This window comes from Mesorhizobium sp. M0136, from assembly GCF_040322515.1.
Lineage (GTDB): Bacteria > Pseudomonadota > Alphaproteobacteria > Rhizobiales > Rhizobiaceae > Mesorhizobium.
This window is the reverse complement of record NZ_JAMYTP010000024.1, coordinates 78,118-93,468: the sequence shown is the minus strand read 5'-3', so window position 1 is coordinate 93,468 and position 15,351 is coordinate 78,118. Positions and strand designations below refer to the sequence as shown.

Annotated in this window: 19 protein-coding genes; 8 read left to right on the top strand and 11 right to left on the bottom strand. The window is 62.3% G+C overall.

All coding sequences use genetic code 11. The annotated features are described in order from the left end of the window. Positions 1 to 139: 139 nt before the first annotated feature. Positions 140 to 1,088 (top strand): IS630 family transposase gene (locus NKJ35_RS25205; RefSeq protein ID WP_352650035.1). Its coding sequence is split into 2 segments (ribosomal slippage): positions 140 to 475 and positions 477 to 1,088, totalling 948 coding nucleotides; the frame shifts between segments, so codons are not numbered across the junction. 14 nt (positions 1,089 to 1,102) lie between these two features. On the opposite strand, the gene NKJ35_RS25200 is transcribed toward NKJ35_RS25205, so the two are convergent. Then, a complete protein-coding gene (locus NKJ35_RS25200; RefSeq protein ID WP_352650033.1) occupies positions 1,103 to 2,206 on the bottom strand; it encodes an NAD(P)/FAD-dependent oxidoreductase in 1,104 nt (367 codons plus the stop codon). Positions 2,207 to 2,303: 97 nt separating this feature from the next. Between NKJ35_RS25200 and NKJ35_RS25195 the strand changes: the two genes are divergently transcribed. Beyond that, on the top strand, positions 2,304 to 3,551 hold the full coding sequence (locus tag NKJ35_RS25195) for a cytochrome P450 (RefSeq protein ID WP_352650032.1): 1,248 nt from the start codon (positions 2,304 to 2,306) through the stop codon (positions 3,549 to 3,551). Positions 3,552 to 3,585: 34 nt separating this feature from the next. On the opposite strand, the gene NKJ35_RS25190 is transcribed toward NKJ35_RS25195, so the two are convergent. From NKJ35_RS25190 to NKJ35_RS25155, 8 genes are all read right to left on the bottom strand, one after another. Beyond that, the gene (locus tag NKJ35_RS25190; RefSeq protein WP_352650030.1) at positions 3,586 to 3,936 is read right to left on the bottom strand and encodes a cupin domain-containing protein; all 351 of its coding nucleotides are present in this window, start codon (positions 3,934 to 3,936) and stop codon (positions 3,586 to 3,588) included. 5 nt (positions 3,937 to 3,941) lie between these two features. After that, positions 3,942 to 5,222, bottom strand: coding sequence for an O-acetylhomoserine aminocarboxypropyltransferase (locus NKJ35_RS25185; protein ID WP_352650028.1), 1,281 nt, complete (start codon positions 5,220 to 5,222; stop codon positions 3,942 to 3,944). 138 nt (positions 5,223 to 5,360) lie between these two features. Further along, positions 5,361 to 5,882: a CoA-binding protein gene (locus tag NKJ35_RS25180; RefSeq protein WP_352506473.1), complete on the bottom strand. Its 522-nt coding sequence runs from the start codon at positions 5,880 to 5,882 to the stop codon at positions 5,361 to 5,363. Next, on the bottom strand, positions 5,879 to 6,652 hold the full coding sequence (locus NKJ35_RS25175; RefSeq protein ID WP_352650026.1) for an AAA family ATPase: 774 nt from the start codon (positions 6,650 to 6,652) through the stop codon (positions 5,879 to 5,881). The genes NKJ35_RS25180 and NKJ35_RS25175 overlap by 4 nt, the downstream gene beginning before the upstream one ends. Before the next feature lie 145 nt (positions 6,653 to 6,797). Beyond that, the gene (locus NKJ35_RS25170; RefSeq protein ID WP_352650025.1) at positions 6,798 to 7,046 is read right to left on the bottom strand and encodes a hypothetical protein; all 249 of its coding nucleotides are present in this window, start codon (positions 7,044 to 7,046) and stop codon (positions 6,798 to 6,800) included. A 58-nt stretch (positions 7,047 to 7,104) separates the two neighbouring features. After that, on the bottom strand, positions 7,105 to 8,136 hold the full coding sequence (locus NKJ35_RS25165) for a hypothetical protein (RefSeq protein ID WP_352650023.1): 1,032 nt from the start codon (positions 8,134 to 8,136) through the stop codon (positions 7,105 to 7,107). A gap of 295 nt (positions 8,137 to 8,431) precedes the next feature. After that, a complete protein-coding gene (locus tag NKJ35_RS25160; protein ID WP_352650021.1) occupies positions 8,432 to 8,854 on the bottom strand; it encodes a VOC family protein in 423 nt (140 codons plus the stop codon). 9 nt (positions 8,855 to 8,863) lie between these two features. Further along, positions 8,864 to 9,685 (bottom strand): enoyl-CoA hydratase, encoded by an 822-nt coding sequence (locus NKJ35_RS25155; RefSeq protein WP_352650020.1) that lies wholly within the window; start codon positions 9,683 to 9,685, stop codon positions 8,864 to 8,866. A gap of 155 nt (positions 9,686 to 9,840) precedes the next feature. On the opposite strand from NKJ35_RS25155, the gene NKJ35_RS25150 reads away from it, so the two are divergent. From NKJ35_RS25150 to rpsI, 5 genes are all read left to right on the top strand, one after another. Beyond that, positions 9,841 to 10,296, top strand: a complete 456-nt coding sequence (locus tag NKJ35_RS25150) for a PaaI family thioesterase (protein ID WP_352477306.1) — start codon at positions 9,841 to 9,843, stop codon at positions 10,294 to 10,296. Positions 10,297 to 10,350: 54 nt separating this feature from the next. Further along, complete coding sequence (locus tag NKJ35_RS25145) at positions 10,351 to 10,536, top strand: type II toxin-antitoxin system HicA family toxin (protein WP_352650018.1); 186 nt, start codon at positions 10,351 to 10,353, stop codon at positions 10,534 to 10,536. Between the two features lie 26 nt (positions 10,537 to 10,562). After that, the gene (locus NKJ35_RS25140; RefSeq protein WP_352506478.1) at positions 10,563 to 10,961 is read left to right on the top strand and encodes a type II toxin-antitoxin system HicB family antitoxin; all 399 of its coding nucleotides are present in this window, start codon (positions 10,563 to 10,565) and stop codon (positions 10,959 to 10,961) included. A gap of 255 nt (positions 10,962 to 11,216) precedes the next feature. Then, on the top strand, positions 11,217 to 11,681 hold the full coding sequence (gene rplM / locus NKJ35_RS25135) for a 50S ribosomal protein L13 (protein WP_023674645.1): 465 nt from the start codon (positions 11,217 to 11,219) through the stop codon (positions 11,679 to 11,681). A 1-nt stretch (position 11,682) separates the two neighbouring features. Beyond that, positions 11,683 to 12,165 carry a 30S ribosomal protein S9 gene (gene rpsI, locus NKJ35_RS25130; protein ID WP_023717316.1) on the top strand — a complete coding sequence of 161 codons (483 nt, stop codon included), beginning with the start codon at positions 11,683 to 11,685 and terminating at the stop codon, positions 12,163 to 12,165. Between the two features lie 110 nt (positions 12,166 to 12,275). Here the strand turns inward: rpsI and NKJ35_RS25125 are convergent, their stop codons facing one another. Next, positions 12,276 to 13,169, bottom strand: coding sequence for a LysR family transcriptional regulator (locus tag NKJ35_RS25125; protein WP_254817589.1), 894 nt, complete (start codon positions 13,167 to 13,169; stop codon positions 12,276 to 12,278). 94 nt (positions 13,170 to 13,263) lie between these two features. Between NKJ35_RS25125 and NKJ35_RS25120 the strand changes: the two genes are divergently transcribed. Beyond that, complete coding sequence (locus NKJ35_RS25120; protein WP_352650017.1) at positions 13,264 to 14,148, top strand: aldo/keto reductase family oxidoreductase; 885 nt, start codon at positions 13,264 to 13,266, stop codon at positions 14,146 to 14,148. Between the two features lie 30 nt (positions 14,149 to 14,178). Here NKJ35_RS25120 and NKJ35_RS25115 read toward each other — a convergent pair whose 3' ends face one another. Then, complete coding sequence (locus NKJ35_RS25115; RefSeq protein ID WP_352650016.1) at positions 14,179 to 15,237, bottom strand: glycerophosphodiester phosphodiesterase family protein; 1,059 nt, start codon at positions 15,235 to 15,237, stop codon at positions 14,179 to 14,181. Between the last annotated feature and the right edge of the window lie 114 nt (positions 15,238 to 15,351).

Here is a 15,351-nt window from a genome sequence, read left to right as displayed (position 1 = left end):
CGTTCAATCCGGCTTGCAATGAGGTCCGACAACCAGTCCGCCCACTCCGTCGAGCATGCGGACCTCACAGAAGCCTCCAGATTCCTGATCAGTCGGTTCTGTGATTCAAGATGCTGGCTGGAGTGGAGGCCAGCATCGGATGACGCGACCGCTTTCGGATGATCTTCGCGAACGTGTTGTAGCGGCGGTTTTGGGTGGCGAGAGCCGCCGGTCGGCCGCGAAACGGTTCGGCATTTCGGTTTCGGCGGCGGTGAAGTTGTTGCAGCGCCATCGGGCGACTGGCTCGGTTGCGCCTGGCAAGATGGGCGGACATCGCAAGAGGGTGCTGGAGCCGCACCGTGCCTTCATCGAGGCGCGTCTGCGTGAGACACCGCATCTGACGCTGCACGGTCTGAAGGATGAGTTGGCCGCACGCGGGGTCAAGGTCTCGCACAACGCGGTCTGGATGTTCTTGAGGCGCGAGGGCCTGAGCTTCAAAAAAAACGCTGTTCGCCCTTGAGCAGGCGCGCGCCGATATTGCCCGCAGGCGTCAGCGATGGCGCTCTTGGCAGGCCGGCCTCGATCCGCAGCATCTGGTCTTCATCGATGAGACCTGGATCAAGACCAACATGGCTCCGCTGCGCGGTTGGGGGCCGAAGGGCAAGCGGCTGCGCGGCTTGGCCCCGCACGGCCACTGGCGCACGCTGACCTTCCTCGGCGCGCTACGCTGCGATAGGCTCGCGGCACCTTGCGTCTTCGACGGCCCGATCAACGGCCAATGCTTCCGCGCCTATGTCGAGCAACAGCTCATCACCGTGCTGAAGCCCGGCGATATCGTCATCATGGATAATCTGGGAAGCCATAAGTCGGCCGCCATCAGACAGATGATCAAGGCCGCCGGCGCCAGGCTTTGGTATTTGCCGCCCTACTCTCCCGACCTCAACCCGATCGAGCAGGCCTTTGCCAAGATCAAACACTGGATGCGCCAAGCGCAGAAGCGTACCGCCGAGGACACTTGGCGCCACATCGGCCACCTCGTTGAAACGATCGAGGCAACCGAATGCAACAACTACTTCGCAAACGCCGGGTACGCTTCCGTCAAAACGTGAAAGACTCTAGGCGCTCAGGGCGCCTCGGCCCTGAGCCATTTCTTCAGGCCGTCGACATCGCCATTATTGACGCAGGCCGCAACCTTTCTGCCAACTGCCGCGCCGAACTTGTAGCCGTGGCCGGAGCAGGCCGAGACGACCAGGCATTTGCCTTTCTGGTGGGCCAGGAACTTCTCGTCGACGGTGAAGGTGTAGGCGCAGGTGACCACTTCGGTGACCTTATACTCCTCGATACGGGCAATCGGCGGCGAAAACAGGTTGCGGATTGCCTCGCCTTCGCCCGGCACCGGCTGGCGGTTCCAGTCGGCATCGCTGGTCGGCACCCTGTGCAGGCCCGAGCCGAATTTCATGCCGGCGCCACCTGTCGGCGGGATTGCATAGCCGTCGACGCTGCCGCCGACGTCGAGGACGACAGGTGCTGCCTGCCACGTTTCTTTCAAATCCGCCGGCGGTTCGACATAGGCGAGCGCGGTGCGATAGGTTTTCAGTTCGCCGTCCAGTTCCGGGAACAGTTTCAGCACCCAGGCGCCGGCAGCGACGACGATCCAGTCGGCCTGCATCGTTTCGCCGCTCGCAAGCACGACCTGTCCGGCGTCGGCGTCGATCTCAGCGACCTTGCTGTTTTCGTAGACATTGGCGCCGTTCGCGCGCAGCCACCTGGCGAGGCCCGAAGCGATCCTGCGGCAGTGCAGCGCGCCGCCGTCCGGCGAAAAATATGCATAGCGGAATGAACCAGGTTCTAGGAACGGCCAGCGTTCGACCGCGGCGTCCGGCTCGACCAATTCGAACGGATAATTTCCCGCTTCCATGCCCTCGCGGTATTCCTCCGCCTCATCTCCCGGCTCGCGCGAAATACAGATGAAGCCGCGCGGATCGAGATGGCTTTCACCGAGATCGGCCCACATCTCGTCCCAGGCCTCATAGGCTTCGGTGATCAGCCGGCCGTAGCCCGTTCCGGCCCGGTAGGCGCGGCGAATAATGCGATGGTGGTCGCCGGAGGCGGCGAGCGGATTGGGGATTGATCCCTGCTCGACGATCGAGACGAGGTGACCAGCCTTGACCAGCGACCACGCCGTCGAAACTCCGGCAATGCCTGCACCGACCACGATCACATTCATGAAAACTGTCCTTCCGCAACCGCTTCGGCGGCTCACCTCACGGCAGGGCCAACATACGGTCTGGCACCAGACTGGCAAGCCGCGCTAATGATCTGGCATGACCGAATTGAAGCCGCCCTACCTTGCCTTTGATCCAGCCACGCGCAGCCTGCGGCTCGATCCGCACGAGCCGGCCTTTTTCCAGAATCCATACGAGGCCTACGCCTTCCTGCATGGCGCATCGAACGCCTTCTTCTGGGAAGAATTTGGCTTCTGGTGCTTTGGCGGCTTCGACGACGTCAACCGTCTGCTGCGCGATCGCCGCTTCGGCCGCCAGAACCCGGCCGGCATTCCGGACAGCCGAGGCATCGGCCAGGACCGTACGCATCTCAGCGCCTTCGACGGCGTCGAAGCCAATTCGATGCTGGAGCTGGAGCCGCCTGTCCACACACGGCTGAGAACGCTGGTCAACCGCGCCTTCGTCTCGCGCCAGGTCGAGCGGCTCAGGCCGCGCGTCGAGGCGCTGGCCAACGAACTGATCGACCGTTTCGAACCAGGAGAAGTCGACCTGCTGCCGGCGCTCGCCGCTCCCTTGCCGATCACCATCATTGCCGAGATGCTCGGCGTGCCGGTCGATATGGGGCCGCAGCTGCTCGACTGGTCGCATCGGATGGTCGCTATGTACATGCACGGCCGCACCCGCGAGACCGAAGAAACGGCCAATCGCGCGGCGCGGGACTTTTCGAATTTTTTGCGCGGCTACGTCGCCGAGCGGCGAAAGAGGCCGGGCGAGGATCTTCTGTCGCTGCTGATTGCGGCGCAGGAGGACGGCCAGAAACTGTCGGAGGACGAGCTGGTATCCTCGGCCATCCTTTTGCTCAATGCCGGCCATGAGGCAACTGTCCACCAGACCGGCAATGCGGTGCGCTCGATCCTCGCACAAGGCGGCGATCCACGCCGCTTCTTCACCTCGCCGGAAGCAACAGCCGCGACGGTCGAAGAGTGCCTGCGCTTCGACGCGCCGCTGCACATGTTCACGCGCTACGCCTATCAGAAGGTCGAGGCCGGGCCTGGTATCGTCGTCCAGCCGGGCGAGACGATCGGTCTGCTGCTCGGCATGGCCAATCACGACCCGGTGGCCTTCGCCGAGCCCTTCGCCTTCAGGCCGGGCCGCGCCGACCAGAAGAACGTATCGTTCGGCGCCGGCATTCATTTCTGCATCGGCGCGCCGCTCGCCCGGCTTGAATTGCAGGTGTCGCTGAAAACCCTGTTCGTCCGGCTACCGCAGCTGCATCTTGCCGAACAGCCGCGCTTGCGCGACACCTATCATTTCCATGGGCTGGAAACGCTCGCCGTGCGCTTTTGAGCATTCGGTCCGGCAGGCTCAGCCGCAGGGGTGATCAAAGCTTGATCACATACTCCTTGCGAGTCGTTTCAAGCACTTCCCAGCTGCCCTTAAAGCCCGGCCTCAGCACGAAGCTGTCGCCTGCCCCGACAGTGCGCGCATCGCCGCCGTCTTCGGCGATCACCGAAACTCCTGACAGGATGTGGCAGAACTCCCACTCATCATATTCGATGCGCCATTTGCCTGGCGTCGCTTCCCAGATGCCGGCATAAAGGCCGCCGTCCTGTTCCTCGACATTCCAGGTGCGGAATTTCGGATCGCCCGAAATCAGGCGATCCGGCGCCGGCGCGCCAAGTTCCGGTTCGACGGTGTCGACGTCGACGGAAAGAAATTTCGGCGCGGTCATGGCGATCAAACCTTGGCGAGAGCCTGTTCCAGATCGGCGACGATGTCGTTGACGTCCTCGATACCGACCGAAAGCCTGACCGTGTCCGGCCCTGCCCCCGCGTTGATCTTCTGCTCGTCGGAAAGCTGGCGATGCGTGGTCGATGCCGGGTGGATGACCAGCGACTTGGTGTCGCCGACATTGGCCAGGTGCGAGAACAATTCGAGCGCTTCGACGAATTTGATGCCCGCCGCATAGCCGCCCTTCAGCCCAAAGGTGAATACCGCGCCGGCGCCAAGCGGCGAGTACTTCTTCTGTAGCGCATTGTTCTTGTCGTCAGGCAGGCCGGGATAGGACACCCAGGCGACCTTGGAATGGTTGGAAAGCCATCCGGCGACTGCGGCCGCATTGTCGCAGTGGCGCTGCATCCTCAGCGGCAAGGTTTCCAGGCCAGTCAGGATAAGGAATGCATTGAACGGCGAAATCGCCGCGCCGATATCGCGCAGCCCGAGCACGCGGGCGGCAATGGCGAAGGCGAAATTACCGAAGGTTTCGTGCAGGACGAGGCCGCCATATTCGGGGCGCGGCTCCGACAGCATCGGATACTTGCCCGACTTCGACCAATCGAACGTGCCGCCGTCGACGATGGCGCCGCCGATGGAATTGCCGTGACCGCCGATGAACTTGGTCAGCGAATGCACGACGATGTCGGCGCCATGTTCGATCGGCCGCAGCAGATAGGGCGAGGCCAGCGTGTTGTCGACGATCAGTGGCAGGCCGTGCTTGCGGGCAACGTCGCCGATCTTCTCGATGTCGACGAAGACGCCGCCCGGATTGGCCAGGCTTTCGATGAAGATTGCCTTGGTCCTGTCGTCGATCTGGCTCTCGAAGCTCGAGATGTCATTGGTGTCGGCCCAGCGCACCTGCCAGCCGAAATTCTTGAAGGCATGACCGAACTGGTTGATCGAGCCGCCGTAGAGCTTTGTCGCTGAAACGAAATTGTCGCCGGGCTGCATCAGATTGTGGAAGACCAGCACCTGCGCGGCATGGCCGGAGGCGACCGCAAGGCCTGCCGTGCCGCCTTCGAGTGCCGCGATGCGCTCTTCCAGCACCGCCTGGGTCGGGTTCATGATGCGGGTATAGATGTTGCCGAACGCCTTCAGCCCGAACAGCGAGGCGGCATGGTCGGCATCGTCGAAGACGAAGGAGGTCGTCTGGTAAATCGGCGTCGCTCGCGCGCCGGTCGCCGGATCCGGCTTGGCGCCGGCATGGACGGCGAGCGTGTTGAAACCGGGCGTGCGGGCCATCGAAAAACCTCCCTTTGAACCTTCTGAAAAGCGCGCCGCATTCTTGGCGGAGCCCGGCTCCGAATGCAAAGAAGAAAATGCCCTTCCCCGTGACAACGGCGGGCGGAGCTGGCGGAAAAATACAGCAGAACTGGAAGATTATTTCTGGCGAACGCCGAAACTCTGGAATCCCGGGCGCATCAGCGGCTTTTTCGACGACAAGACGCCGGAATTGACGCCGGTCCAGCCGATCTCGCCGGACAGCTTGCCGTATTCGATCTTCGGGCAACGGTTCATCACCACCTTGACGCCGGCGGCCTCGGCACGCGCGGCGGCCTCGTCATTGCGCACACCAAGCTGCATCCAGATGACGTTCGGCAGCGGATCGAGCCGCAAGACCTCCTCGACGATGCCCGGCACTGCCACGGAGCCGCGAAAGACGTCGACCATGTCGATTGGCTCTGGAACATCGGCCAGCCTGGCATAGGTCATCCGCCCGAGGATTTCCTTGCCGGCCTGGCCGGGATTGATCGGGAACACCGAAAACCCCTTGCCGAGCAGATATTTCAGCACAAAGTAGCTCGGCCGCACGTCATTGGCCGACGCGCCGACCATGGCGATGGTCTTCACCGAATTGAGGATGCCGGCGATATAGGCGTTGTCGTAGGCGTCGTGGTTCATGCCTCGTCATACAGCGCTTCGGCGAGAAAACCATCTGGATCATTGCAAAAATTGCGCATCATGCGGAAATGGTCGGTATCGCTAAAATCGGTGAGATCGAGCCCGGACCGGCTGATGCGGAACAGCCGTGCGCCGGGACAGGCCATCAGCAGCGGCGAATGCGTGGCCATGATCACCTGCGCCGTGCCGGACTGGTCCATCCGCCGCAGCATCTTGAGAAGTTCGATCCGGCGCGTCGGCGACAAGGCGCTTTCGGGCTCGTCCAGGATGTAAATGCCTTGCCGGCGGCAGCGCTCCTCGAAGAATCTGACGAAGCCCTCGCCATGCGACCAGGAAAGGAAGTCGGGCGGCGCCTCATGTGCGTCGATGGCGGCCTGATCTAAATAGCGAGCGACCGAACAGAAGGATTCGGCGCGAAAGAACCAGCCAGCAGTGACCTTCGGCAGCCAGTGGCCGCGCAACGTTGCCGCCAGCGCCGCGCCGCTCTTGTTGATAGCGCGGGAGTGATCGACCGGCATATAGCCCTTGCCGCCGCCGGCCTCGTCGTAGCCGGCCAGCGCGCCGATCGCCTCGAGCAACGTCGATTTGCCGGTGCCGTTCTCCCCGACGATGATGGTGATCGGGGTGGTGAATTCGAGTTCGAATTCAAGGCCACGGAAGATCGGCAGGTTCCAGGGACAGGTTTCCCAGTCCGTGACGCGCGTCGGCTCAAGCAGGATGCGCTTGAGATAAGGCACCTTCAGCCGCGTCAGTCGCTTGCGAGCAGCCACAGGAAATCTCAGTTGGCGACAATCACAATGGTTCTGGCTGCACGTAGCTTTGCCGACAATGGTTTGAGGCAATCGCCCCAGGCAACCAATCACCAAATTGCCGAACAGCCTGCCAGCCGATGTAACGCAACGCCACAGCCGGCCGCTATTGCTCCTGAATTTTGATGTTAAGATTGTTCTTGGTCAGGTCCGGCAATCTCAGCGATTCCGAAGGTGGCCGGACAACGCCGAGATCCTCGCCCGGCACCCTCGCGTCCAGCTTCGGCGTGATCCCGTTGATTATTCCGCCGCCGCCGCCTGGCTTCTGGGGTACTTTCAGAATTTGACAGGCCAGATCACAGGCCTCAGGCGTCAGCGGCAGGACGGTGGCCGGAGCCCCTTCGGTCTGAGCCACGGCTGCTGTCCCCAACCAGACGCTTGAGAAGATACAACACCATAATGCGGCCGCAAGTCTACTTTGCATCGCCGGGCGCCTTTCCTTGTTCGCCAGCCTTCGACGCCGCCGCCGGCGCTGCCTCGGGAATCGAGGGATCCAGCGCGAACGTCACGGACTTGAACCCAAACACGACCGGCCTTTGATACAGCACGTTTCCGATAGCCATGGTGAGCTCGCCGCTGCGGCCGAAACCGGCTCCATTGTCCGGAGCGGCGCTCGGACGGACATCGCTGGTGGCAGCGCTTGCGGGCGGTGGCGCGGCCGGCGCCGGAGCGTCCGGTTTCCTGGCCTCCTCGCCAATCGAGCCGCCGACCGAGCCATCATTGCTGCGACGGAAATCGATGGCGCGGGTCATGTAGACGCGCGTGACCAGCCTGATGTCGAGACGATAGACATATTTGTTGTCGCGAACGTCAAAGACCTCGTTATTGACGATGTAGCCAAGCATCTTTCGCGCGAATGCGTCGCTGCAATACAGCTTGGTTGCCTCGGCGGCGCACCAATTGCTCAGCGCAAGCACTGACTCCACATTCGACGCCCCATAGGTTTCGGCCACCTTGATCGTCACCATCTCGTCCTGATGGTTGCGCCGTCCGGCCGATAGCGAGAACCAGTCCAGGAACGAAGCGTCGACATTGCTGTCGTCCGAGACCTTTAGCCCGGGGAAGGCAACCAAGGTAACCTTGAGCCGCCCATCGGCCGTCGCCGGCACTTCCAGCTGGTCCTGGATGGTCGAGGCCGTCTTGTCGCTTTCAATCTTTGTCGTGGCGAAAATCGGGGCGCCCGGCGTTCCCAGGCTCACGTTCCGCAGGTCGATGTGCCCGATCTTGACGCTCTTTCTGAGTAAGGGACGGTTGGGCGCCTTTTCCCGCGTCGTGCCGTCTTCCTCGTCATATGCGGAAATGACCGCATAGATGTCGCCAACATAAAAATCCTCTTGCGGCGGAAAAAGCGGCTGAATTCCCAGCCGGCTGATGCTCTCGCTCCACAGTGTGCCGACATCCTGATCGTCGGAAAGGGGCGGCTCGTTGACTCGAATCCATTTCACGACAACGAAACCGACCAGCGCGAGGATAAGCGCCGGAACAATATACCGCAAATATGGTTGGATGGCTTGCCGGCGCCCGGACATTCCACCCGAACCGGACACATCCTGGCTTGCGCCCTGTTCGTCCTGGCCCATCGCCGTTGTTCGCAGCTTTCAAATTGAACTTCAGCTTAAACTACTTTAGTGAATTGAAAAGAGTCAATAACAGCGCTGCATTGAACATAGGTCATTTTTATGTATATTCGCGCACTGCAATGCGGCGCCAGCTTTGCGGTGACGCGATCCCGACAAAACCTCAGCCCGGCAGCGAGATCGTTCCGTCTTCCGCAATCGGAAAGGCCGGATTGTGCGCGACTTCCCAGACATGCCCGTCGGCATCGGCGAAATAGCCATACCAGCCGCCCCAGAGTGCGCGGCCAGCCGGCTTGACGATACGGCCGCCGGCTTTCTCGGCCATCGCCAGCACTGCATCGACCTCGGCGTCGGAGCGGGTGTTGTAGGCGAGATAGACGGCCGACGGCGCCTTGGAGAAGGTAACGCCCGAATCCTCTTCGGCGCTTTGCCGCGGGAACAGGCCGAGAATGGCGCCGCCCATCTGGAAGAAGGCAACGCCCTCGGTGATCCCGGCATGGCGCTTCAGACCCATCGCCTCGTAGAAGTGCACGGCGCGGTCGAGATCGTCCGTGGCGATGGTGATGATGGAGATGCGCGGTTCCATATCCGCCTCCTATTCCTCCGGCCATTCCGCCTGGCGCTTGCCGATGAAGGCGCCGATGCCCTCTTCCGCATCGCGCGCCAGCATGTTCTCGACCATGACGCGCCCCGTGTAATCATAGGCCTCGGCCAGCCCCATCTCGGCCTGCTCATAAAACGCTTCCTTGCCGATCTTGACGACCAAGGACGATTTGGAGGCAATGGTTTGCGCGTATTTGGTGACGATTTGATTCAGATATTCGCGCGGCACGACGCGGTTGACCAAGCCGAATTCCTTGGCGGTTGCCGCATCGATCGTCTCGCCGGTCAAAAGCATCTCCATGGCGTGCTTGCGCGAGACGTTGCGCGACAGCGCCACCATCGGTGTCGAGCAGAACAGCCCGATATTGACGCCAGGCGTGCAGAAGGTCGCCTCGTGCGAGGCGATGGCGAGGTCGCAGCTAGCGACCAGCTGCAATCCGGCCGCTGTCGCCAAGCCATCGACTTCGGCGATCACCGGCTTAGGATGGCGAACGATCGCCTGCATCAGTGAAGCGCAGGCGGAAAACGTCTTTTCGAAGAAGGCCCTGCCGCGATCGGCATCGGCGCGGTGCGCGCTCAACTCCTTGAGGTCGTGCCCGGCGCAGAACACTTTGCCGGTCGCCCCAAGCACGATGACGCGGACGGATTTGTCGGCCTTGGCGCGGTCGAGTTCCGCCGTCAGCGCCGCCATCATTGCAAGCGAAAGAGCGTTGGCCGGCGGATTGGCGAGCGTCAGGCGCAGCACGCCGTTGTCCAGCCTGGAGACGACCGGCCCTTCGGCAACGGCAGGCTTGATGGCGACGATTTCGGCCATGATCGTTCCTCTGCGATTCCGGATCGGTGATGAACTAATCTAGTATGCCGTCTCGCTTCGTCCAACTCCCTCGTCCGCTTCTGCCCTAATGAATGGCCGTTGCCAGAAACGCCGCGTCGCGTTCATACAAGCAGGGCGCAAACCGGGAGACTGAAATGCCTGCCCAAAGCAATCTCCAGCCGGTGCTGACGGCTGCCGAAATCAACACGCTGATGGCAACCGTTTTCCCGCAGCTCAACGACCAGTTCACCTTCTATGAGGCGTTGGAGGTGTTTCCAGGCGGCTGTATCGTGCGACTCAATGCCGACGAGCGCCATTTGCGCCCCGGCGGCACCGTGTCGGGTTCGGCGCTGTTCACGCTGGCCGACATAGGCGGCTATGTCTGCGTGCTATCGCATGCCGGACCGGATGCGCTTTCGGTCACCACCAGCCTCAACATTAATTTTGTCCGCAAGGCCGAGGCCGGGCCGATCGACGGCCATTGCCGTATCCTGAAGCTGGGCAAGAGCCTGATGGTGTTCGATATCGACATCGTTGCCGGGCCTGAGAGACACACGGTAGCGCACGCAACGGGCACCTATTCGATCCCGCCAAGGCGAGTACCGGCCTGATGCTTTCTATTGAATTTGTTTGTTGATGTGTATATATGTGCGCATAGGTGATCTTTGCTTGAGCGTGACAGCCGCAAAATCGTGAAGCGTCTCAAGAATGATGATTTCGAGGTGGTTTCCGTACGCGGCTCGCATCACAAGTTTCGAAAAGGCGTGATCGTGTTGATCGTTCCGCATCCGGAGAAGGATCTACCAACCGGTACAGCTCGCGCCATCGCCAAACAAGCGGGCTGGATATAGGTACCTGAAGCGTCTTGGAGGCTGAGATGAAGAACTATTTCGCGTTGGTCGATAAAGATCCCAACAGCGCGTTCGGCATTCGCTTTCCCGACATTCCCGGCTGCTTTTCAGCCGCGGACGAGGCGGAAGACATCGTTCCGAATGCAGTCGAAGCATTGCAACTGTGGGCGGAGGACATGCCTGTCCCCGAACCGTCCAGCCATGAGGCGATCGTCGCGCTTGCGGATATACGCAAAGCACTTGCTGAAGGAGGCTATCTGGTCTCGGTACCACTCATCGACAATGACAGCGCCGTCGTGAGGGCGAATGTAACTTTCGAGCGCGGCGTCTTGCGGGCGATCGACGCCGCAGCGCGCGACCGAGGCATAACGCGATCGGCATTCCTCTCCAGCGCAGCTCGCAAGGAAATCGAGGCAAAGCACTGAACTTACCTGACACACGGCCAAAATCGCGATGTGGTAAAATCATACCTTTAACTCAAACCCTTGTTTTTATTTAAGTTTATCTTCCGGCAATCATTTCATGCGCCTTGACGCGATAACCACCCTCCCCTATAAACCGTGACGAAGCAGCGGCCCGCAAAGGCCGCCGTTTTGTTATTGGCGACGGCAAGTGCCTTTTGCCAATCCAAGCAACAAGAAACGCCTTCTTTTGAAGGTCCGAACCGAAAGCAACAATCCATGGCAACCTTTTCGCAGAAGCCTGCGGATGTGGTGAAGAAGTGGGTGCTGATCGACGCCGAGGGTCTCGTCGTCGGCCGTCTCGCCACTGTCATCGCCAATCATCTTCGCGGCAAGCATAAGCCCACCTTCACCCCGCACGTCGACGACGGCGACAACGTCATCGTCATCAATGCCGACAAGGTGGTGTTCACCGGCAAGAAGTTCACCGACAAGGTCTATTACTGGCACACCGGCCACCCCGGCGGCGTCAAGGAGCGCACCGCGCGCCAGCTGCTCGAGGGCCGCTTTCCCGAGCGTGTCGTCGAAAAGGCCGTCGAACGCATGATCCCGCGCGGCCCGCTCGGCCGACGCCAGATGAAGAATCTCCGCGTCTATGCAGGCACGGAACATCCGCATGTCGCCCAGCAGCCCGTTGTCCTCGACGTGGCCAAGCTGAACGCCAAGAACAAGAAGGTTTCGTAAGATGGCTGAGCTTTCCTCGCTCGCAGAACTCGGAACTGCCACCGGCAACACCAACACCCAGCCGGCAGCACCCGTCCATGTCCAGAAGCTCGACAAATCGGGCCGCGCCTATGCCACCGGCAAGCGCAAGAACGCCATCGCGCGCGTCTGGGTGAAGCCCGGCTCCGGTAAGATCGTCGTCAACGACAAGGTGTTCGCCGAATATTTCGCGCGTCCAGTCCTGCAGATGATCCTCAACCAGCCGATCATCGCCGCCAACCGCGCCGGCCAGTACGACATCGTTGCCACTGTCATCGGCGGCGGCCTTTCCGGCCAGGCTGGTGCCGTGCGCCACGGCATCTCCAAGGCGCTGACCTATTACGAGCCGGCGCTGCGCGCCGTACTCAAGAAGGGCGGCTTCCTGACCCGCGACAGCCGCGTCGTCGAGCGCAAGAAGTACGGCAAGGCGAAGGCCCGCCGGAGCTTCCAGTTCTCCAAGCGCTAAGCGCTGCGCAATTACACGCTATCGAAAGGCCGCCTCCGGGCGGCCTTTTCCATGAATGGCGGCAACCAATCACCGGCGGCAGGCGCGGCTCGCTCGCATCGTGGCAGACTTCAGGCCTTGATGAAGTCGATAAACGCCCGGAGCGGCGCCGGCACGAGGCGCCGGCCGGGATAATAGAGGAACGGCCCGGAGAAGCTCTGCCACCAGGGCTCAAGCAGCGGCTCGAGCGCCCCGCTCTCGAAATGAGGGCGTAGCCAATCCTCGAACAGGCTGATGATGCCGGTGCCGGCGATGGCTGCATCGACTTTGAGGTCCGTCGCCCCGCCCAGGGTCACGAGAAGCGGCCCCGTCGGGTCGACCCGCACCACCTCGCCGTCGCGCTCGAATTCCCACGGCGGCATCGCACGGCTGGCAAAGCGGCCGCGCAGGCAGGCGTGGCCGAGCAGGTCGCTCGGGTGTTGCGGCCGGCCATGACGATCCAGGTAGGCAGGGCTGGCGGCGGTGGCGAAACGCTGCACGCGCGGTCCGATCGGCACGGCGATCATGTCCTGCTCCAGGCGCTCGTCGTAGCGGATGCCGGCGTCGCAGCCGGCCGCCAGCACATCGACGAAGCTTTCCTCAGCGATCACCTCCAGCCGGATGCCGGGATAGGCGGCAAGGAACCGCGGGACGATGCTGGGCAGGACCAGCCGCGCCGCGCTGACCGGCACGTTGAGGCGCAACAAGCCAGCCGGCCTGTCGCGAAAGCCGTTCACCACGTCGAGAGCCGACTCCACCTCGGTCAAGGCTGGACCGAGCCGCGCCAGCAGGCCTTCGCCGGCCTCCGTCAGGACGACGCTGCGGGTCGTCCTGTTGAGCAGCCTGACACCGAGCTGCGTCTCGAGGCGGCGCACGGCCTCGCTCAAGCCCGACGCGCTGCCACCGCTGGCGCGGGCGCCATCGCGAAAACCCTTGGCGCGCGCCACGGCCACGAAAGCGTTCAGATCCCCGAGATCGATCTTCATTGTTCGTCATTCCGCACAGCCTGTGCGGATTGTACCCAATTATCATGGGATCGGACAGCGTCTATCTGTGCGCCATCCCTGAAGGAGAAAGACCATGTCCAGTATCGACCAGTCCGGCACATTCATCCTCGGCGACCGCAAAGTCAGACGGCTCGGCTACGGCGCCATGCAGCTCGCAGGGCCCGGCGTCTTCGGCCCACCAAAGGACCACGACGCGGCATTGGCCGTACTGCGCGAAGCCGTTGCACAAGGCGTCAACCACATCGACACCAGCGACTTCTATGGCCCGCACGTGACCAACCTGTTGATCCGCGAAGCGCTCGCACCTTATCCTGACGACTTCGTTATAGTCACCAAGATCGGCGCCCGGCGCGGCCAGGGCGGATCGTGGCTGCCGGCCTTCTCGGCCCAAGAACTCACCCAGGCGGTGCACGACAATCTGCACAATCTCGGGCTCGACGTGCTGGAGGCGGTCAACCTTCGGATCATGTTCGACGCGCATGGCCCCGCCGAAGGGTCGATCGAGGCGCCGCTTGCGACGCTCGCCGAGCTTCAGCGACAGGGCCTCGTGCGCCACATCGGGCTGAGCAACGTCACCGCTGCGCAGATCGCCGAAGGCCGCAGGATTTGCAAGATCGTCTGCGTGCAGAATCAGTACAATCTGGCGCATCGGGGCGACGATGCCTTGATTGACGATCTCGCCCGCGACGGCATCGCCTATGTGCCGTTCTTCCCGCTTGGCGGCTTCAATCCGTTGCAGTCGTCGACCTTGTCCAAGGTCGCCGCACGCCTCGGCGCCACGCCCATGCAGGTCGCGCTCGCCTGGCTGCTTCGCCGCGCGCCCAACATTCTTCTGATCCCAGGCACGTCTTCCGTCGCGCATCTCAGGGAGGACCTCGCCGCGGGCGATCTCGCGTTGCCCGAAGATGCGATCGAGGAATTGGACAGTATCGCCGGAACTGTCCCCGCTCACGCGTAGCGCGGCAATCGCTCTGGTTCGTGCCCGGCGTTAGTTAATGCTGGCCGTATTCGCCGGCTCGGCCGGGCGCTTCTCACCGGCGTAGGGCACGCGAAAACCGTTCGCCGCCAGCCAACCGATGGCCGCCTTCGGTTCGTCAGTCTGGATGATGGTGGCGCCGCGCTCGACCCAGAAGCCATAAGTCTCGCGCGGCAGGCTGGCCGCAACCGCCAGCTCGTCGCCGCGACCGCCGGCGAGGAAGCCGCCCGGCTTGTTGACGATGGCATAGGTGTCGGCCCAGATGTGCCAGTCGCCCCTCACCGCCAGCGCGCGCATGCGCGGGCTGAACAGCGGGCCGCCGGTCTCCGTCAGCGTCTCTGATCCCATGCGCCAGTTGATCATCTCGACTGCGCGCATCGGGAAGGCCCGGCTCAGTTCCTCGGCAAACATGGCGTCGCGAACCGCGTCATCGGCGATGATCGGCATGAACTGGAAGCCGCTGCCGATCTCGGCCATCGCAGCCTTGACCCTGGCGATCCTCTCCGCATTCCACAGGTTCTCTTTGACGATCACCTGTTCGGCCATGCCGAGATCGCGGGCGACGGCGACCATGCCGGCGAGGCTTCCGGTGTCGAGCTTGTTGTCGAGGTTGACGAGAATCCTGCCCCTGGTCGCCACCAGCATCTCGCGCAACGTCGAGACCGTCTCGCCCGTAACGGCGCCGGTGCCTTCGATCACCAATCGGCAGGTCTTGAGTTCGGCCAATGTGCGGTTGACCACCTCGCCCTTGCAGGTCGTGGTGCGGTCAAGCCAGCTGTCATGCATGACGACGAATTCTCCGTCCTTCGAGCGCCTGATGTCGACCTCGACGATCTCGGCGCTCATTGCGATCGACGCCTCGACGGCGGCGATCGAGTTTTCGGGATAGAGCGTCTTGCCGGCCTGCATGCCGCCGGCGCGGTGCGCGGCCACCATCACATGGTCGCGCCATTGGTTGGCGTGCTCGAAACGGTCGAGAATCTGCCTGGCGCGCGTTTCACCCGCCAATGCCTGGCCAAGGGAGACCACCAGCGCCGCGGAAAGCAGAAGGCTCAGCCAAATCGTTCGCATGAGACAAGTCGTTCGCACGAGAATCGCTCCGTACCGGGATCGCACCCCGGTTAAGCGATGCCCGTGACAGGCAGGTGAACGAAGCCGGCTTCGCAAACGCAGGAAAATCAGATC

What these genes read in the sequence shown, in the direction of transcription:
- NKJ35_RS25200 (WP_352650033.1), bottom strand. Translation starts at nt 2,206, where the DNA reads ATGAATGTGATCGTGGTCGGTGCAGGCATTGCCGGAGTTTCGACGGCG.
- NKJ35_RS25195 (WP_352650032.1), top strand. Translation starts at nt 2,304, where the DNA reads ATGACCGAATTGAAGCCGCCCTACCTTGCCTTTGATCCAGCCACGCGC.
- NKJ35_RS25190 (WP_352650030.1), bottom strand. Translation starts at nt 3,936, where the DNA reads ATGACCGCGCCGAAATTTCTTTCCGTCGACGTCGACACCGTCGAACCG.
- NKJ35_RS25185 (WP_352650028.1), bottom strand. Translation starts at nt 5,222, where the DNA reads ATGGCCCGCACGCCCGGTTTCAACACGCTCGCCGTCCATGCCGGCGCC.
- NKJ35_RS25180 (WP_352506473.1), bottom strand. Translation starts at nt 5,882, where the DNA reads ATGAACCACGACGCCTACGACAACGCCTATATCGCCGGCATCCTCAAT.
- NKJ35_RS25160 (WP_352650021.1), bottom strand. Translation starts at nt 8,854, where the DNA reads ATGGAACCGCGCATCTCCATCATCACCATCGCCACGGACGATCTCGAC.
- NKJ35_RS25155 (WP_352650020.1), bottom strand. Translation starts at nt 9,685, where the DNA reads ATGGCCGAAATCGTCGCCATCAAGCCTGCCGTTGCCGAAGGGCCGGTC.
- NKJ35_RS25150 (WP_352477306.1), top strand. Translation starts at nt 9,841, where the DNA reads ATGCCTGCCCAAAGCAATCTCCAGCCGGTGCTGACGGCTGCCGAAATC.
- NKJ35_RS25140 (WP_352506478.1), top strand. Translation starts at nt 10,563, where the DNA reads ATGAAGAACTATTTCGCGTTGGTCGATAAAGATCCCAACAGCGCGTTC.
- rplM (WP_023674645.1), top strand. Translation starts at nt 11,217, where the DNA reads ATGGCAACCTTTTCGCAGAAGCCTGCGGATGTGGTGAAGAAGTGGGTG.
- rpsI (WP_023717316.1), top strand. Translation starts at nt 11,683, where the DNA reads ATGGCTGAGCTTTCCTCGCTCGCAGAACTCGGAACTGCCACCGGCAAC.
- NKJ35_RS25125 (WP_254817589.1), bottom strand. Translation starts at nt 13,169, where the DNA reads ATGAAGATCGATCTCGGGGATCTGAACGCTTTCGTGGCCGTGGCGCGC.
- NKJ35_RS25120 (WP_352650017.1), top strand. Translation starts at nt 13,264, where the DNA reads ATGTCCAGTATCGACCAGTCCGGCACATTCATCCTCGGCGACCGCAAA.
- NKJ35_RS25115 (WP_352650016.1), bottom strand. Translation starts at nt 15,237, where the DNA reads ATGCGAACGATTTGGCTGAGCCTTCTGCTTTCCGCGGCGCTGGTGGTC.